At 39.9% G+C, this 16746-nt stretch carries 16 protein-coding genes; 15 read left to right on the top strand and 1 reads right to left on the bottom strand.

Going from position 1 to position 16746, the window contains the following annotated elements:
• Nucleotides 1-162 precede the first annotated feature (162 nt).
• The 8 genes from CZ225_RS24055 (at nt 163) to CZ225_RS01195 (ending at nt 6872) form a co-directional block, all read left to right on the top strand.
• Nucleotides 163-3771 (top strand): RHS repeat domain-containing protein, encoded by a 3609-nt coding sequence (locus CZ225_RS24055; RefSeq protein ID WP_077152714.1) that lies wholly within the window; start codon nt 163-165, stop codon nt 3769-3771.
• A 3-nt stretch (nt 3772-3774) separates the two neighbouring features.
• On the top strand, nt 3775-4077 hold the full coding sequence (locus CZ225_RS22885; protein WP_083714543.1) for a toxin-antitoxin system YwqK family antitoxin: 303 nt from the start codon (nt 3775-3777) through the stop codon (nt 4075-4077).
• Nucleotides 4078-4320 (top strand): hypothetical protein, encoded by a 243-nt coding sequence (locus tag CZ225_RS22880; RefSeq protein WP_083714542.1) that lies wholly within the window; start codon nt 4078-4080, stop codon nt 4318-4320. It abuts the gene before it with no gap.
• 161 nt (nt 4321-4481) lie between these two features.
• A complete protein-coding gene (locus CZ225_RS24775; RefSeq protein WP_394334014.1) occupies nt 4482-4763 on the top strand; it encodes a hypothetical protein in 282 nt (93 codons plus the stop codon).
• A 2-nt stretch (nt 4764-4765) separates the two neighbouring features.
• Nucleotides 4766-5125, top strand: a complete 360-nt coding sequence (locus tag CZ225_RS24770) for an RHS repeat domain-containing protein (protein ID WP_077152712.1) — start codon at nt 4766-4768, stop codon at nt 5123-5125.
• A 328-nt stretch (nt 5126-5453) separates the two neighbouring features.
• Nucleotides 5454-5690 (top strand): hypothetical protein, encoded by a 237-nt coding sequence (locus CZ225_RS01205; protein ID WP_077152711.1) that lies wholly within the window; start codon nt 5454-5456, stop codon nt 5688-5690.
• Between the two features lie 12 nt (nt 5691-5702).
• Nucleotides 5703-6230, top strand: a complete 528-nt coding sequence (locus CZ225_RS01200) for a hypothetical protein (RefSeq protein ID WP_129585719.1) — start codon at nt 5703-5705, stop codon at nt 6228-6230.
• A gap of 96 nt (nt 6231-6326) precedes the next feature.
• Entirely contained in the window at nt 6327-6872 is a 546-nt protein-coding gene (locus CZ225_RS01195) for a hypothetical protein (protein ID WP_077152709.1), read from the top strand.
• A gap of 110 nt (nt 6873-6982) precedes the next feature.
• On the opposite strand, the gene CZ225_RS23105 is transcribed toward CZ225_RS01195, so the two are convergent.
• Nucleotides 6983-7183, bottom strand: coding sequence for a hypothetical protein (locus tag CZ225_RS23105; protein ID WP_129585718.1), 201 nt, complete (start codon nt 7181-7183; stop codon nt 6983-6985).
• A gap of 54 nt (nt 7184-7237) precedes the next feature.
• Between CZ225_RS23105 and CZ225_RS23100 the strand changes: the two genes are divergently transcribed.
• The 7 genes from CZ225_RS23100 (at nt 7238) to CZ225_RS01160 (ending at nt 16743) form a co-directional block, all read left to right on the top strand.
• Nucleotides 7238-7510 carry a hypothetical protein gene (locus CZ225_RS23100; RefSeq protein WP_129585717.1) on the top strand — a complete coding sequence of 91 codons (273 nt, stop codon included), beginning with the start codon at nt 7238-7240 and terminating at the stop codon, nt 7508-7510.
• Nucleotides 7511-7609: 99 nt separating this feature from the next.
• Nucleotides 7610-9823, top strand: coding sequence for an RHS repeat domain-containing protein (locus CZ225_RS22870; protein WP_077152707.1), 2214 nt, complete (start codon nt 7610-7612; stop codon nt 9821-9823).
• A gap of 463 nt (nt 9824-10286) precedes the next feature.
• Nucleotides 10287-11513, top strand: coding sequence for an RHS repeat domain-containing protein (locus CZ225_RS24645; RefSeq protein WP_077152706.1), 1227 nt, complete (start codon nt 10287-10289; stop codon nt 11511-11513).
• Between the two features lie 2 nt (nt 11514-11515).
• Nucleotides 11516-12205: a hypothetical protein gene (locus tag CZ225_RS01175; RefSeq protein ID WP_077152705.1), complete on the top strand. Its 690-nt coding sequence runs from the start codon at nt 11516-11518 to the stop codon at nt 12203-12205.
• Nucleotides 12206-12660: 455 nt separating this feature from the next.
• Nucleotides 12661-14691: a C2 family cysteine protease gene (locus CZ225_RS01170; RefSeq protein ID WP_159441739.1), complete on the top strand. Its 2031-nt coding sequence runs from the start codon at nt 12661-12663 to the stop codon at nt 14689-14691.
• 202 nt (nt 14692-14893) lie between these two features.
• Nucleotides 14894-15925 carry a Holliday junction branch migration DNA helicase RuvB gene (gene ruvB / locus CZ225_RS01165; protein WP_025076122.1) on the top strand — a complete coding sequence of 344 codons (1032 nt, stop codon included), beginning with the start codon at nt 14894-14896 and terminating at the stop codon, nt 15923-15925.
• A gap of 35 nt (nt 15926-15960) precedes the next feature.
• Nucleotides 15961-16743, top strand: coding sequence for a carboxylesterase family protein (locus tag CZ225_RS01160; protein ID WP_077152703.1), 783 nt, complete (start codon nt 15961-15963; stop codon nt 16741-16743).
• Nucleotides 16744-16746 lie beyond the last annotated feature (3 nt).

Here is a 16746-nt window from a genome sequence, read left to right as displayed (position 1 = left end):
GGGAGGCTGCATTTTTTACATTTACATAATGTATTGAACAATTGACAGAGTGAAATGGTAAGAAGATTCTCACGAAGTTTCAAGTAGATTATATAGATCCCATTTGTTTAATTCGTATATCTTAGTGGCAAATCGACCCATGACGTTTTCTATAAACTGACGTTGAAACATCCTGTAGACCTGAAGGTCAGCCATTGCGGTTCTGTTATCACCGATACGTATCTGAGCATCCTGAATTCGTCGGGAACCGTCCTCTACTCCAATGACAACTATACCGGAGCGGAGCAATGCGGCAGTACGGGAAATGCGCTGATAAAGATTAACAAGTTAGCCGCAGGGACGTATTACATAGTATCCGAAGGCAACACTCAGGACGGATTTATCACGACTAATATTGAAGGGCGTGGAGTTTGTGGAACGCTTTCCACGACAATGGACCGGCCTCATGTGGTTTCTTATATCCCTACGGTAGCAAGCGACAATGTTCTCACTTTGGGAGCTGACGAAGTGCGCCACGAGATCCAGTATTACGATCTCTTCGGTAATCCTACCGTCAAGGTCCAGCATGGCTTCTCTCCTTATGGCGACGACCTTTTCACGTTGCAGGAATATGACGGCATCGGTCGTGAGTCCAACCTCTGGCTTCCGGTGACCAAAGGCGGTACTAATGGTTCGTATGTCGATCCAGCTGCGTTGAAATCTACTGCTGAAGAATTCCCGCCTTATGGTGAGGATGCGCATCCTTACAGCCGTACTATTTACGATAACTCGCCATTGAATGAAGTTGTCGAGCAATACGGTCCCGGCTCGGACTGGCATTCCGGCGTGCGTCCGGTACGCACCGACCGTATGACGAACCTGAGCGCGGAAGATGCGGAAACCACTTCATCAATTGATGTGCCTGCGGAACATCTGATTGCCCGTATCTATGAGGTGACTGATACCGGCATCTCCAGTTTTGGAACGTATCCGACCGGCACGCTGGATGTGACGAAGACTACGGATGAGGATGGCCACATCAGTTATGAATTCAAGGATAAATCCGGTAAGAGCATTCTGACCCGGCAACTCGAAGGGGATACTAAGCACGATACCTATATGGTTTATGATAACTACGACAATGTGCGTATGGTTCTTCCCCCGCTGGCAGCCGATGGTTTGACAGGTAATTCTTCCTGGGCTGAAACGAACGAGACGTTGAAAAAATATGCCTATATTTATCATTACGATAAATACAACCGTTGTATCTATAAGAAACTTCCCGGCTGTGAACCTGTATACACCATTTATGATGCTTCCGACCGCCCCGTCTTTACTCAGGATGGCAATCAGCGTGATAAGGGAGAATGGTCCTTCTGTATTGTGGATGTTTTGGGACGTGTAGCCTTGACGGGAACTTGTAAGAACACCTTGAGCTACACAGCCGATCCCTTGAAGAACAAGCTCGTGAAAGCCACCCGTGTTAAAGAGAATAATACTTTCAAAGGGTATCGTGTATCCGGTTATACACTGACTACCCCTACGGTATTATCCGCTAATTATTACGATGATTACACTTTTCTGGGTTATAACGGAATCCTTAATAATGCTTCCACCACCTATTCACCTGAAACGGGATACGGCAAACAATACTCCGGTGGCTGCAGAGGACAACAGACCGGAGCCTGGACGGCACGCCTATCCAAGGTCGGAGTAACCGGTACCCCATTATACACCGTGATGTACTATGATGAACGTTACCGCGTTATCCAGCAGAAAGGCAATAACGAACTTGGCGGAACGGACCAGTTGTTTACTGCTTACAACTTTAACGGTCAGCCAACGAAGGTAAAGCAGGTACGTACCGTTCCCGGTAAAGATACCATGACGGAACTGCGTACACATACGTACGACAATGCCGGCAGGTTGTTAAAAACGACTTACCAACTCAACAGCGAGACTCCCGTTGTATTAGTCGATAACGTGTATGACGAAGTGGGTCGTCTTAAAACTGAGCGTCACAACGGCAATGTTAAACTGAAAACGGACTATGCGTATAATGTACGTTCATGGACCAAGCATATCACGGGTCTGTTATTCAATCAAACGCTGAATTACCAGGAAGAAACAGCGGGTAATACTCCTTGCTATAATGGTAATATCAGCAGTATGTCCTGGAAGTCAGGAGCGGAAACAAGCGAACGCGGATACCACTTTACATATGACGGTCTTTCCAGATTGAAGGATGCGATCTATGGAGAAGGCATTTCACTTGCCGTTAATCCTAACCGCTTCAACGAACAGATCACTGGTTATGACAAGATGGGAAATATCCTTGGCTTGAAACGCTACGGACAGACTTCCTCTACAGGCTACGGATTGATTGATAACCTAAATCTGACTTATAACGGCAACCAATTGCAAGCTGTCAATGACAATGCCACTAGTTCTGCTTATGGCAATGGAACCGATTTTAAAGACGGTACACACCAGACAACTGAATACACTTATGACAAAAACGGTAATCTGATTAAAGATTTAAACAAGGATATTAGTAAAATCGGATATAATCTTTTAAATTTGCCTGATGAGGTAACCTTTGCCAACGGTAACAGTATCCGGTATGAGTATGCTGCTGACGGGACGAAGCTTCGTACGGTACACAAGACGGGTGCTACTACCTTGACAACGGATTACTGCGGGAATGCGGTCTATGAGAACGGGGTGTTGAGGATGCTGCTCAATGAGGCGGGGTATGTGAGTTTCCCGGACAGGAAGTTCCATTTCTATTTGAAGGATCACCAGGGGAATACCCGTGTGGTGGCGGATAAGGATGGCAATGTGGAGGAAACGAATGCGTATTATCCGTTTGGTGGGACTTTCACTTCTACAGCTAGTGTTCAGCCTTACAAGTATAATGGTAAGGAACTGGATCAGAAGAATGGGCTGAACTGGTATGATTATGGGGCGAGACAGTATGATGCTGCGATAGGAAGGTGGCATGTGGTGGATCCGATGAGTGAAAAGTATTATTCTTCTAGTCTTTATATGTATTGTGCAAACAATCCAATAAAGTATATTGATCCAACAGGTTTAGCGTGGCGATTAACATATGATGAAGACCATGATGGAAAAAGAAAATATAATGGTTATGAATGGGTGTCAGAGGAAGAATCATATAATGAAGATGGCTCATTAAAGAAAGGATTATATGCACAAGCTATTTTCTTCTCTGATAATGGCACTTTTGATTCTAAGAAAAGCCATAATATAGGTTCTTCCACTGCGACTGTATATCTAGCTGACGGAACGACTCTAGAGTATGACGCATCTACTAATCCCTCCGATTCTGAAGCTTTTGCAACAGTCCCTGAGGGTATTTATGAGGCAAATGTAGGAATCCATCATGGCTCAAAAAGAAATTATACTGCCTTAAAGATGAGAGATATTGGAGCTAAGTCTCAAACATTAGAGCTAGGAATACCTAATCCAGCATATCAGGATGGAAGAACATTTGCTACAGGTATTGATATACATTATGCAGGGAAGAATAATTTCACAGGTACTATCAACGATGGAAAAAATGGTGTATCCCAAGGTTGCTTACTTATTGATATTAATGCTTGGTCTAATTTCATAAGTAATTTCAACAACAATATCCAACGGTCAAATCCCGTTAGTGTTACAGTTTCAAGAACATTTTCGACACCAGTAAATGGGAATCGACTTCCAGCATTCAATTTTATAATGAATGGTTCAAGATCTAATTTTTTTAATTCAAAAATAAAATAGAATATGAAAAAAATTAATTTAATTAAAGTTTCTGCTACTTTTATATTAATGATGTCTTTCTATAATGCATTTTCCCAAGGAAATCTTGCTTATAAAAAGAATCAATTCAATAATAAAGGGCAAAAAGAAGGCTTTTGGGTAGAAAAAAGTACTTACTGGATAAGAGAGAGATATTTTAAAAATGGTATGTTGTCTGGAATATACAAAGAATTTAATAGCGATGGAAAACTATATACTTTTGGAGAGTATCTAAATGGTAAAAGGTGTGGAACATGGTATTTCTTTAACGACATGGGAGCTTTATAGATGGTCTTTAAAGATTTCTCTAAAAATACAGCCTCAATAATCAATGAAGGAGATAAAAAAAGATATGTTCCTGATTATAAATGTCGCAGTTTTAGCTATTATCCCAATGGAAATGTTCAAGAGGAAGGCTGGCTTTTATGGTCAGAAGGTGATGCTCCAGAATCGGACATGTCAGTTAAGTATGGTGAATGGAAATATTATGATGAAAGCGGCAAATTTATAAAGGCAGAAGTATTCAAATAACTTTTGGAATCAAGTTTGCATTTTAGTAAAGTTGAAGTAGTTTTACCCTGATATTGATTGTCTAATTAAGATAACATATATCAGGGTATCATTTCACATATGATAACTTATCCCACTTTAAAAATACTGTTTATAATGAAGGCACCTGTTTTGTCATTAATTTGGTACTCCATAGTGGCTTAGAGTTTAAAGATTGTACTAACCAGACGGTGGAGTATACTTATGATAAAAATGGCAATCTGGTTAAATATTTAAATAAAAATATTAGTAATATTGGATATAATCTTTTAAATTTGCCTAATCAGGTAACCTTTGTGAATGGTAACAGCGTACAGTATGACTATGCGGTGGACGGAACGAAGCTGCGTACCATACATAAAACCGGTGCTACTACTTTGACAACGGATTACTGTGGTAACGCGATCTATGGAATGGTGTGTTGAAGATGTTGCTCAATGAAGCGGGGTATGTGAGCATCCCGGATAGGAAGTTCCATTTCTATTTAAAGGATCATCAGGGGAATGTAAGGGTTGTGGCGGACAAGGGTGGTAATATGGAGGAGACGAATGCGTATTATCCGTTTGGGGGAACTTTCACTTCAACTAATAGTGTTCAGCCTTACAAGTATAATGGGAAGGAGCTGAATACGAGGAATGGATTGAATTGGTATGATTATGGGACCAGACAGTATGATGCTGCGATAGGAAGATGGCATGTGGTGGATCCGATGAGTGTTTTTATAATTTATCGCCATATCAATACGCTAAAAATAATCCTTCACGATTTATCGATCCTACAGGTATGATACCTATTGATAGTATAAATTGGAATATTTTCAACCCCAATGAGGATATTATTGATTTAGAAGAAGTACAAATAACTGCGACATATCCTTATGTAAGAGAAACCGTTGGTGGATCAACATATTAAACATATATACTGGGAAAAGACAGCTTATAGGTGAAGCGGGTTTACTAAATGTTTATCCTGAATTTGGGCTCATAACAACTGCTCGTTTTTTAGCAAATCAAGGAGCAAAAATTGGAATAAATCAAACAGGAAAGATTGCTGCTTAAAAAACTACTGTAAACAAACTTTCCCAGAGTGCAATAAATAAAGGTGTTAAATTTGCAATGAGAAATAATAAATTGAGACATAATATAGCCCATAATCTTGGAGAGCTAACAGTTAAACTAGGAGGTGAAAGAAATGTTATTGAAGCAACTTTAAATGCATTAAATGATGGAGGTCATTTAGCCACTAGCGGTATAGTAAAAGAAGTAGCTGTAAATGTTGCAGGAAGTAATGTGACTGTTCGGTTTGTAGTACATGATGGATTTCCTAAGATAGGCACAATGTTTATCCCTTAATTAATTATGATTATGAGTTGGCGAGAAGAACTTCGAATTTATTTCGAAAAAGAAGATTATGAACAGTGCACCAGCCTGTTGAAAAAAGAGCTTGCAAAATCTTTCTGTGATGATGAGGATTTGTCTCTTAATTTGATGTATGTATACATGTATATGTTTATGTTAAAAAAGGAAAGTAACACTGAAAGTCAAATGACTTTTTTATCAAAGAACGTACAGATAATTTATAAATACATCATCAAAAAGTATAAAAAAAATGCAAAAGCTATTTTCTATACTGCATATGTTGCTTCTATTGCAGAATGGCTTCTGAAACTGGATATAGAAGATCTTAACGAAATGCATCATAAAGCTTGGATATTAGAACCAAGTAACAAATTATACGAATACGGATATTATTTAAACAATCATCAAAAGGCGAATACTATTTTTGAAGAAATACGTAATGATGAAACTTGTTGGCAAAAAATAAAAATGATGTCTATCTTAGGTGACTCATTTATTGGAGCTATGGAATTTTTTTACAATAGGAAGAACTAAGTTGCCCTGATATGAATTGAACAAAAAGCAACTTATATCAGGGTATTTTATAATAACCGATTAGTGCTATGGTACTAAAAGTTTAGATTATCAAAAATGGAAACAATAATAGTAAATAAACAATCTTATAAATTAGAAATATCAGAGAATGGTATTTGTTTGTATTTATGGGGTGAAGAATCCAATAAAGTGGCAACTAATCTGCTATTAATTCCCCCTATAATTATAAATTTTATACTTATAGGTTCATTTATTTATATGGCAAGTCTTGGGGAAGGAATACCTATAGGATTTATTATTTCCTGCATTGTTGGCTTAGGTACTTCTGCTTATTTTATAAAACTATTTTTATGGAATAAATATGGACAAGAAGTGTTTTTACTTGAAAAAGATAAATTCATCTCGTATGATGACTATAATTTTTTTAAAGACAACTATCAATCTCATGGTTCATCTTTGTCTCAGTTTTATATAGTAAACGGGATGACTTTATCAAAAGTACCTAAGAAACTTTATTCTAAATATAAGAATGGAATGTTTCAAATTGCTTTTTTGGTAAATGGTGTACGTATTATTTCTAAAAATAAACTACCTATTGAAACTATTATGAAGATAAGAGAAGCTATTGATCACTGGAAGTAAACTCAAATACTTCCAAGAGTATCTTACCCTGATATAAATTGTCTAATTAAAGATAATTTATATCAGGGTATTTTATAATTGAATGTTTATTCTATAAATGTTTACCAATTCTACCCGTTCAACACAGCAAACATCCTGTACAGACCTCGTTCCTTACCAACCAGAACCGGAAAGGACTGGCGCATTACCTGACCTTCTACCCTAAGCTGGGCGTGCGCATCTATTCCCTGTCGGCGGACAGCCTCACCTACAGTCAGGACTATGCGACAGGTACCCTCGACTGTACGCAGACCACCGACGAGGACGGGCACACCAGCCTGGAATTCAAGGACCGGGCTACGGACCGGATACTCCTTTCACGCGTAATGGACGGGGAAGTGATGCTCGATACCTATTACGTCTATGACGGCTACGGGAACCTGCGGATGGTATTGCCTCCGGCGGCTTCGGATTTGCTGACTTCTACCACCACTCCCGCTTCATGGATTGAGACTGTGGCAGCCATACAAAAGTATGCTTATATCTATAAATATGACGGGCGGAACCGTTGCATCTACAGGAAACTTCCCGGGTGCGATCCTGTCTATACGGTGTATGATGCCGCCGACCGTCCTGTCTTCGTACAGGACGGCGGGTAACGTTCCAAAGGGGAATGGTCCTTCAGTATACCGGACGCTTTTGGAAGGATCGTCCTGACGGGGACCTGCAGGAATACACTGGATTATACAAACGATCCGTTGAAGGACATCGTAGTAAAGGCTACCCGGCTCAAGGGAACGAGTCAGACCAATGACCTGAAAGGATATACGCTTCCCTCCCAAGTCACCCTGGCTACCCCGACGGTATTGAGCGTGAATTATTATGACCGCTATGACTTTATCGGTTCCAACGGCATCCCTTCGGGTGCTGCCACTGCTTACGAGAAAGTAGCGGGATATGATGAGCTCAGGACAGTGGGAGTCAAAGGGTTGCTCACCGGAACGCTGACGGCGAAACTGAACAGCAGCGGAGCTGTATCGGGATACCTGTACTCTGTGATGTATTACGACGGGCGGGGACGTTTGATCCAGCAGCGGGGAAACAATTCTTTGGGAGGGGAGGATAAGATATTTACCGCCTACGACTTCCCGGAGAATCCCACGCAAGTCAGGAAGGTGCATACGGTCGGGGCGGATACACGGACGGAAGTATATACCCATACCTATGACCAGGGGGAACGTTTGCTGAAAACAACTTATCAGTTGGATAATGCCGCGGCGGTGACCCTGGTGAACAACACCTATGATGAGGTGGGACGTTTGAAGTCGGACAGCAGGAACGGGAATGCGAAGCTGAAAACGGAGTATGCGTATAACGTTCGTTCGTGGACGAAGAGTATTACGGGAACGTTGTTCAGCCAGACGCTCAATTATCAGGAGGCGATAACGGGGAATACTCCCTGCTATAATGGGAATATCAGCAGCATGTCGTGGAAGGCGGGATCGGAAACCAGCCCAAGAGGGTATCGTTTCACGTATGACGGTCTTTCCAGGTTGAAGGATGCCCTCTACGGGGAAGGCGCTACGCTTTCCGCTAATACGGACCGATTCAATGAGCAGGTTACGGGGTATGACAAGATGGGGAATATTCTGGGGTTGAAGCGTTACGGGCAGACGGCTGCAAGTAGCTACGGACTGATCGATCATCTGGCTTTGACGTATAACGGCAATCAGTTGCAGGCAGTCAAGGATGTGGCAACAAACTCTGTCTATGGGAATGGTACGGAGTTTAAAGACGGCAGTAACCAGACAACAGAATACACTTATGATAAAAATGGCAATCTGACTAAAGATTTAAACAAGGATATTAGTAAAATCGGATATAATCTTTTAAATTTGCCTGATGAGGTAACCTTTGCCAACGGTAACAGTATCCGGTATGAGTATGCTGCTGACGGGACGAAGCTTCGTACGGTACACAAGACGGGTGCTACTACCTTGACAACGGATTACTGCGGGAATGCGGTCTATGAGAACGGGGTGTTGAGGATGCTGCTCAATGAGGCGGGGTATGTGAGTTTCCCGGACAGGAAGTTCCATTTCTATTTGAAGGATCATCAGGGGAATACCCGTGTGGTGGCGGATAAGGATGGCAATGTGGAGGAAACGAATGCGTATTATCCGTTTGGTGGGACTTTCACTTCTACAGCTAGCGTTCAGCCTTACAAGTATAATGGTAAGGAGTTGGATGTGAAGAATGGACTGAACTGGTATGATTATGGGGCCAGACATTATGATGCGGCGATAGGAAGGTGGCATGTGGTGGATCCGATGAGTGAGAAATATTATAATTTCAGCTTATATAATTATTGTGCCAACAATCCGATGAAATATGTAGATTATAATGGAGATAGTATAACAGTATTAAACTTGGGATATGGATTAGAACAACATATGGCAATATTGATTCAAAACAAAGAAAAGGTATGGCAGTATTTCTCAATAAATGGGGATAATGTTTACGTTTCAGGAAAATTCACTGGAGGGCGCAAATTTAATGATATTGCTGTAGGTGAATTTAAGAGTCCGCAAGATTTTTTAAATAGCCAATATAATACTGAAGGTAATGGTAGTGACACTTCTATAAACAGTTATGGCTTTACAGAAGGATATATAATCCCTACATCTGAAGAACAGGATGAAATAATCAGAAGTACATTTATGGATATAAGTACAAATGAATCATATGACTTACTTGCAAATAATTGTTCTACAGTAGTACAAGAATCATTGGAAGCGGGAGGTATTAAAACATATAATAGAAAAAGCACTCAATATAGAATACCCTCCAATCATTCTCTCGGGGAATCATCTTTTTCTATAACAACCTTAACGAGCAGGTCTATTGTGCCTAGTACTGCATTTAAATCAATTATTAAATATAATCCAAGAGGTAAATTAATTTATAAGTGATATTATGAAAAAGGTAAAATTAACTCCTATATTATTATTTTTTCCAATATCGATAATAGGATATGCTTTACATTTATGCTATAAACCAGGATGGATACCATTTAGATTGTTATTTATCATTGGATTTACACTTATAATGTGTATAATGTTTTTAATTGATCGTTTAATTGCATCACAGTTAAAGCTTAAAACTATTTGGGTCGTGGAAATAATACTGATTATAGTTGGATTTATATTTGCTTCTATATATAATCTAATATAGATTATGTAAGTAAAATAGAAAAATAATGACTTATTACCCTAGTATATGACTTTTATCACTCTATGTTAGGGTAGTTTTATTCGTAAGTCTTCGATAAACTCCCTCGTATAATGTGTAACGTATGTTCCTTATATAGTTTTCTCATTTTATCGTTCTATGTTTTATTGTTACATCAATTCAACCAAAAGATGTGCAGGGTTTATGGAGGTTGATATTTTCTCTACTAATGGAGCGGATAAAAAGGAAGTTTTTTTCCTTTTCCTTTATTTTCCTGTGATAAATGGGACAAAGCGGTATTTTTCCCGTGTTTGGGGGGATTTACGTCGTTATCAGGAGTCTTTCTTGGCTTTGCACGGTAACAGTATCCGGTATGAGTATGCTGCCGACGGGACGAAGCTTCGTACGGTACACAAGACGGGTGCTACTACCTTAACAACGGATTACTGCGGGAATGCGGTCTATGAGAATGGGGTGTTGAGGATGCTGCTCAATGAGGCGGGATATGTCAGTTTCCCGGACAGGAAGTTCCATTTCTATTTGAAGGATCATCAGGGGAATACCCGTGTGGTGGCGGATAAGGATGGTAATGTGGAGGAAACTAGCAATTACTATCCGTTTGGTGGGACTTTTACTTCTACAGCTAGCGTTCAGCCTTGCAAGTATAATGGTAAGGAGTTGGATGCGAAGAATGGACTGAACTGGTATGATTATGAGGCGAGACAGTATGATGCGGCAATAGGAAGGTGGCATGTGGTGGATCCGATGAGTGAGAAATATTATCGGATTAGTCCATATGTGCATGTAGCTAACAATCCACTAAAGTATATTGATTTGAAGGGAGATAGTATAAGTGTTGCGGATCTTTATGCAAGAAATAAACAAGGTGAGCTTATCAATCCCAATCAAGTGGAAGCTTTCGAATTTCTAGTAAGTACAAAAGAAGGAAAAGCGTTATTAGCAAATTATGCTGCGAAAGGGCAAGAAATAGCAGGGGCTACTTTTGATAAAAATGGAGTATTCCACACAAAAGGTGTCAATATATTATTTGGAACAAAAGTATCTAAATCTATTTCTTCAGGTAGTACGTCTTTTTCGGTAGACGAGAAATTTCTAAATATTAAAATAGGAGTAAGTAATTCCTCCGACATTGGTGATCTGTTGGACACTTTTATCCACGAAATAGCAATCCATGCTGACCAATCTGCCACTGATTATATTGATGATAAAATGATGAACAATTCAAATGCTTATCCAGCATTAAGAAAGATGAACGCTTCAAGAGGTTATACACAACATTGGCAGGAAAGAAATGTAAACAGAGCTATGGAGAAAATTGGAGTACCTATAATGCGACAATATTACAAGTTAAAAGGAATGGTAAAATCAAATGATACTATTTTAAAGATGGTTTATGGATTTCTAAATTGATTATGAAAAAATATATTATCGTAATAATGTTATTGATTGGGCTACAATCATGTAGAACTGATAGTGTTGATGGCTATGAGATGAAAGTGCTTAATGAAATTTTTGATAGTTTGATTGAAGAAATGGGAACTTTAAGTGAGTTTGAAAGTCCCCCGCCCACTAAAATTCAATTTTTTGATGACAACAACAATGTTATAGGGTATGACACTGTTAGATATAAAAAAAAGATTGATGAGGTTGAAAAAGGGAATAGTAAAATGAGAGATACCACTTTTGTTATTGCTGTTTTTGATACTCTATTCACTTGTTATGATAAAAAAATGGATGTAAAGTACATTCAAAATCAATTAATAGAACAGGGGTATATTGAAGCTTTTAATACTATGAAAAATCACTCAATTATAAGTAATCCACTCAATTTATCCGAGATAGGAAATAGAAAACGGGTCACATTGAAATACTATTCAGAATTTCCTAGAGGATCTAAGATTTGGGAAAGAGAGAACTATGGTTTTCTTTTTTCTGGTATTTTAGAAATATCAAGGATCTATTTTGATGCGAAAAAACAATTTGGACTTTTTTATAGTTCTTATATTTGTGGACGGCTTTGTGGTGAAGAAGCAATTATTTGCATCCGTAAGATTAATAATAAATGGACCATTGAAAAAAAAATATTGTTAGGAGTGTCGTAATAATTAACGTAAGTCTTACCCTGATATTGGATGTCTAGTTATAGACAATTTATGTCAGGGTAATTTTTGTCTATGGAAATACTTTTTCTACAGAATGGCCTATGCCGTATTCATATCCAAGGAAAACTGGATAAAGAAACTCTCATTATTACATTCAGACAACGGAATGTATCTATGATAATCTGATTAAAGATTTAAACAAGGATATTAATAATGTCATATTCATTGACAAAGTTTCCTACTATTTGCTTGCCCTAACGGGATTGGTGGCAAAAATGTGGAGGGCAGGAGAATACTATAAGATTAGTATTCCTACTTTTTTGAATTTTGTTGTTTGAAACAATCTGTTTTCTTTGGAGGTTCTTGAAATTTTCTTTATGTTTGTCAACATATACATTAAATACGGATAAAACCGATTGTTAACTATTAATGGGAAAAAGAAAATGAAAATTACTATGAAGAGAGAAGGCTTTCAGAAAGCCTTTCTGCAGCGACCGTTGAGAGTAATGGGGATAGGAGCAATATGCTTCTCGTTTGTTATGTCATTAGGAGCTTGTTCCGATGACGATGATGGCAAAAAGGAAGCAGAACCTGAAGTTAAGGAGGCGAGTGTACGGATAGGGAACACGAGTCGTAATATGCCTGCTTCGGGTACTGTTTATGCTCAGTACGGTGACTCTCCCACAGGGTCGGACATCGCCAAACTTGTAGACAATAATGTGAATACCTGTTATCAGACAGATCATGCGAATTTCTATGTGATGTATAAAGCTGACAAGGATTTACTCCTCAACTGCTACACGGTGTGTGCAAGCAGCGGCCCGTCTACCAACGATCCGAAAGCGTGGACGCTCAAAGGTTCCAACGACAATGCCAAATGGACCACACTTGACGAACAAACCGGACAGACATTCAGTGACAGAAAAGAGGTGAAAGAATTCTTGTTTGAGAACGAAGCAAAATACCGCTATTATAAACTAGAGGTTGCGGGGAACAATGGCGGTAGTGCTACACAAATATCCGAATGGACTTTAAAATATAAAAACGTCTCTTTGCATCCGGACGAACCGCATTCGGTGGAAATTGATGAGTTCTTCACGAACATGCCTACTGTCGGTACGCTTACTGCGCAATATTCAGACTATCCGGAAGGACAGTGGGTGCGTAATATAGCCGATGGAGACAACAGAACCCACTATACAACTTCGCACACACATTTCTATTTGTTATGGGAAGGTGATAGAAGTACAGTTGTCAAATACTATTCGCTGACATCTTCGGAGGATGATCCTAAGAATACGCCTTCTGCATGGAAACTGTACGCTTCGAATGACAAAGTCACTTGGAATATAATTGACCAACGGATGGATCAGAACTTTGGTGACAGGCTCAAGGATAAAATTTATGTATTCAATAACAAAGAGGCGTACCAATATTACAAACTGGACATAGAAGCAAACAATGGAGGAGATTGTACGCAGATAGCCGAATGGACCTTAAAGGATGTACCCGACATTGATGACCTGATGGGACTGGCAGATGGATTTTCGGGAAGCGATCTGACTCCGATGGGTGGACACTATGCCAACAAAGATGTGGCTACTGCCGAAGACCGCGAATGGTTGCTCAATCCGGAAAACGAATCGGACGAGCTTTATGCATGGGACGGACATTGGAAAGAATTTCCTGTAACTCTTTATCCTTATGGAAAACCTCTCCCGGCTGATGCGAACCAACATGGTATTGGTAACTGCTCACTCGTGGCTGCACTTGCTTCGATGGCTTATATCTATCCCGATTTCATAAAAAGTCTGATTCAGGACAATGGTGACAAAACATACACCGTGTCCATGTTCGATCCGCAAGGTAAGCCTATCAAAGTTTGTGTGTCCTCAAAGTTCCTGGCAGGTCAAAACGGGGAGATGTTCTGCTGTACCGGTAAGGACAATAAAGCTACATGGGCCACCGTGCTTGAAAAAGCGATTATGAAATGGAACTATATCTTTGAAGTAAATAAGAACACGGGAGGAATAGGAAGCGAGCATGTACCACCGTTATTTACGGGAGACGGTTATAGTTTTGGTTTTGCTCCGGGAAGACTTACTGCATGGCAGTTGCAACGTGCTGTGATGACTTCCTTGATGGAAGGAAAGCTCGTGATAGGTGGATTTAACAAAGCGGATATGGTGGCTCCTGACGGAAGTGGAAAGACTGTCACCGGACATGCATGGACATTGATGTTCTCAGCCGATCCTTCAGCGTTGTTTGGTATGCGTAATCCTTGGGGACTTTGCTATGATGCCAATGGTAAACGGGATGGTGTGCTGAATGTTTTTGAAGGTCAGATGCCTTCCACTATTGACCTGCGCATTATCAACCCGGGTATTGCTGCAAAATCTAAGGAAGGTGGTGTGTTTGAACCTTATTACCCACCTAATTATGCCCCTCAAGAGGTAAGAATCACTCCGGTTTCTCCGACAAAGTAATTCTTCCTCTGAACAAGGCTTTAACGATATAATAACAAAACTGTTTCCTGCATGTCTGCGGGATATCCTTACTAAAGGTTACCTGATAAAACGGATTGATGGATATTCCAATCTGTTTTATCAGGTAACCTCTTTTTTCCTCTCTCTTGTGTGATATGTAAATGCAAATTTCTATCTTTGTCATCTATATTGAGACTTAAAAATGGAACAAGAAGATTTTGATATACGTGATCATCAGCTTACTTCGAAAGAACGTGACTTTGAAAATGCGCTTCGCCCGTTGAATTTTGAGGATTTTAGCGGTCAGGATAAGGTAGTGGATAACCTTCGTATATTTGTGAAGGCAGCACGTCTGCGTGGGGAAGCACTGGACCATGTTCTGTTGCATGGGCCTCCCGGATTGGGAAAAACGACACTTTCAAACATTATTGCTAATGAGCTGAGAGTCGGTTTTAAAGTAACTTCCGGTCCTGTGCTCGATAAACCGGGTGATCTGGCGGGAGTGCTGACCAGTCTTGAACCGAATGATGTGTTATTTATTGATGAAATCCATCGTCTTTCACCGGTGGTAGAGGAGTATTTATATTCTGCTATGGAAGATTACCGTATCGATATCATGATTGATAAAGGACCTTCAGCACGTAGCATTCAAATTGATTTAAGCCCTTTCACATTGGTTGGAGCAACTACACGTAGCGGATTGCTGACAGCACCACTTCGTGCACGTTTTGGTATTAACCTGCATTTGGAATATTATGACGATGATATTTTGAGTAATATTATACGTCGTTCTGCTTCTATACTAGATGTACCTTGTTCAGTACCTGCTGCATCCGAGATTGCTTCCCGGAGTCGTGGAACGCCTCGTATTGCTAATGCTTTACTTCGTCGGGTACGTGACTTTGCACAAGTGAAAGGTTCCGGTTCTATCGATACGGAGATTGCTCAATATGCACTCGAGGCATTGAATATTGATAAATACGGATTGGACGAGATCGATAACAAGATACTTTGTACAATCATCGATAAATTCAATGGAGGACCTGTCGGATTGACTACGATTGCTACGGCTTTGGGAGAAGATGCGGGTACTATCGAAGAAGTATATGAACCATTCCTGATCAAAGAAGGTTTTATGAAACGGACTCCTCGTGGGCGTGAAGTAACAGAACTGGCTTATAAACATTTGGGAAGAAGCCTTTATAATAGCCAGAAGACGCTGTTTAATGATTGATATTGACTTTTTGAGAATAATTTAAATGGTATATTATGAAACAATGGACTGCTTTCATTGCTTTTTTATTTTTAAGTATCTCTTTATCGGCTCAACAGAGATATGGAAAAGAATTATATGAAAAAGAAGTATTTGTCTCTACTCAGGGAGATTCTTTACCTTATCGGTTACTTCGTCCCGAAGTGGTGAAACCGGGTAAAAAATATCCGTTGGTGCTATTCCTTCATGGTGCAGGTGAAAGAGGAAATGATAATGAAAGACAATTGACTCATGGAGGACAGATGTTTTTAAATCCGGTGAATAGGGAAAAACATCCGGCTTTCATACTTATTCCACAATGCCCGCAGGGTAAGTATTGGGGATATGTGGAACGTCCTAGATCTTTTACCCCTTCCAATATGCCTGTCGGACAAGAGATGAATCCGATATTTCGTGCGGTTAAAGAATTACTTGATTCTTATCTAACCATGCCGGAAATTGATAAAAAGAGAATTTATATCGTAGGTCTTTCGATGGGGGCAATGGGAACATTCGATATGGTTTCCCGCTATCCGGAGATTTTTACTGCCGCTATTCCTATTTGTGGTACGGTGAATCCGAACCGTTTATCGGCAGCAAAGGATATCAAATTCCGCATTTTCCATGGGGATGCCGATGATGTGGTGACGGTAGAAGGTTCTCGTGGTGCATATAAAGCATTGAAAGCTGCCGGGGCAGATGTGGAATATATCGAGTTTCCCGGTTGCGGTCATAATAGCTGGAACCCAGCATTCAACTATCCCGGATTTATGGACTGGCTGTTCAAACAAAAGAAATAACGA

Origin of the sequence: Bacteroides bouchesdurhonensis (assembly GCF_900155865.1) — a bacterium.
Taxonomy (GTDB): domain Bacteria; phylum Bacteroidota; class Bacteroidia; order Bacteroidales; family Bacteroidaceae; genus Bacteroides; species Bacteroides bouchesdurhonensis.
The sequence above is the reverse complement of the archived record's forward strand: the minus strand, read 5'-3'. Positions and strand labels throughout refer to the sequence as shown.

Bases quoted from the DNA above. Each gene is read 5' to 3' on its own strand.
- CZ225_RS22885 (WP_083714543.1), top strand. From the start codon at position 3,775: ATGAAAAAAATTAATTTAATTAAAGTTTCTGCTACTTTTATATTAATG.
- CZ225_RS22880 (WP_083714542.1), top strand. From the start codon at position 4,078: ATGGTCTTTAAAGATTTCTCTAAAAATACAGCCTCAATAATCAATGAA.
- CZ225_RS24770 (WP_077152712.1), top strand. From the start codon at position 4,766: ATGTTGCTCAATGAAGCGGGGTATGTGAGCATCCCGGATAGGAAGTTC.
- CZ225_RS01205 (WP_077152711.1), top strand. From the start codon at position 5,454: ATGAGAAATAATAAATTGAGACATAATATAGCCCATAATCTTGGAGAG.
- CZ225_RS01200 (WP_129585719.1), top strand. From the start codon at position 5,703: ATGAGTTGGCGAGAAGAACTTCGAATTTATTTCGAAAAAGAAGATTAT.
- CZ225_RS01195 (WP_077152709.1), top strand. From the start codon at position 6,327: ATGGAAACAATAATAGTAAATAAACAATCTTATAAATTAGAAATATCA.
- CZ225_RS23100 (WP_129585717.1), top strand. From the start codon at position 7,238: ATGGACGGGGAAGTGATGCTCGATACCTATTACGTCTATGACGGCTAC.
- CZ225_RS24645 (WP_077152706.1), top strand. From the start codon at position 10,287: ATGGAGGTTGATATTTTCTCTACTAATGGAGCGGATAAAAAGGAAGTT.
- CZ225_RS01175 (WP_077152705.1), top strand. From the start codon at position 11,516: ATGAAAAAATATATTATCGTAATAATGTTATTGATTGGGCTACAATCA.
- CZ225_RS01170 (WP_159441739.1), top strand. From the start codon at position 12,661: ATGAAGAGAGAAGGCTTTCAGAAAGCCTTTCTGCAGCGACCGTTGAGA.
- ruvB (WP_025076122.1), top strand. From the start codon at position 14,894: ATGGAACAAGAAGATTTTGATATACGTGATCATCAGCTTACTTCGAAA.
- CZ225_RS01160 (WP_077152703.1), top strand. From the start codon at position 15,961: ATGAAACAATGGACTGCTTTCATTGCTTTTTTATTTTTAAGTATCTCT.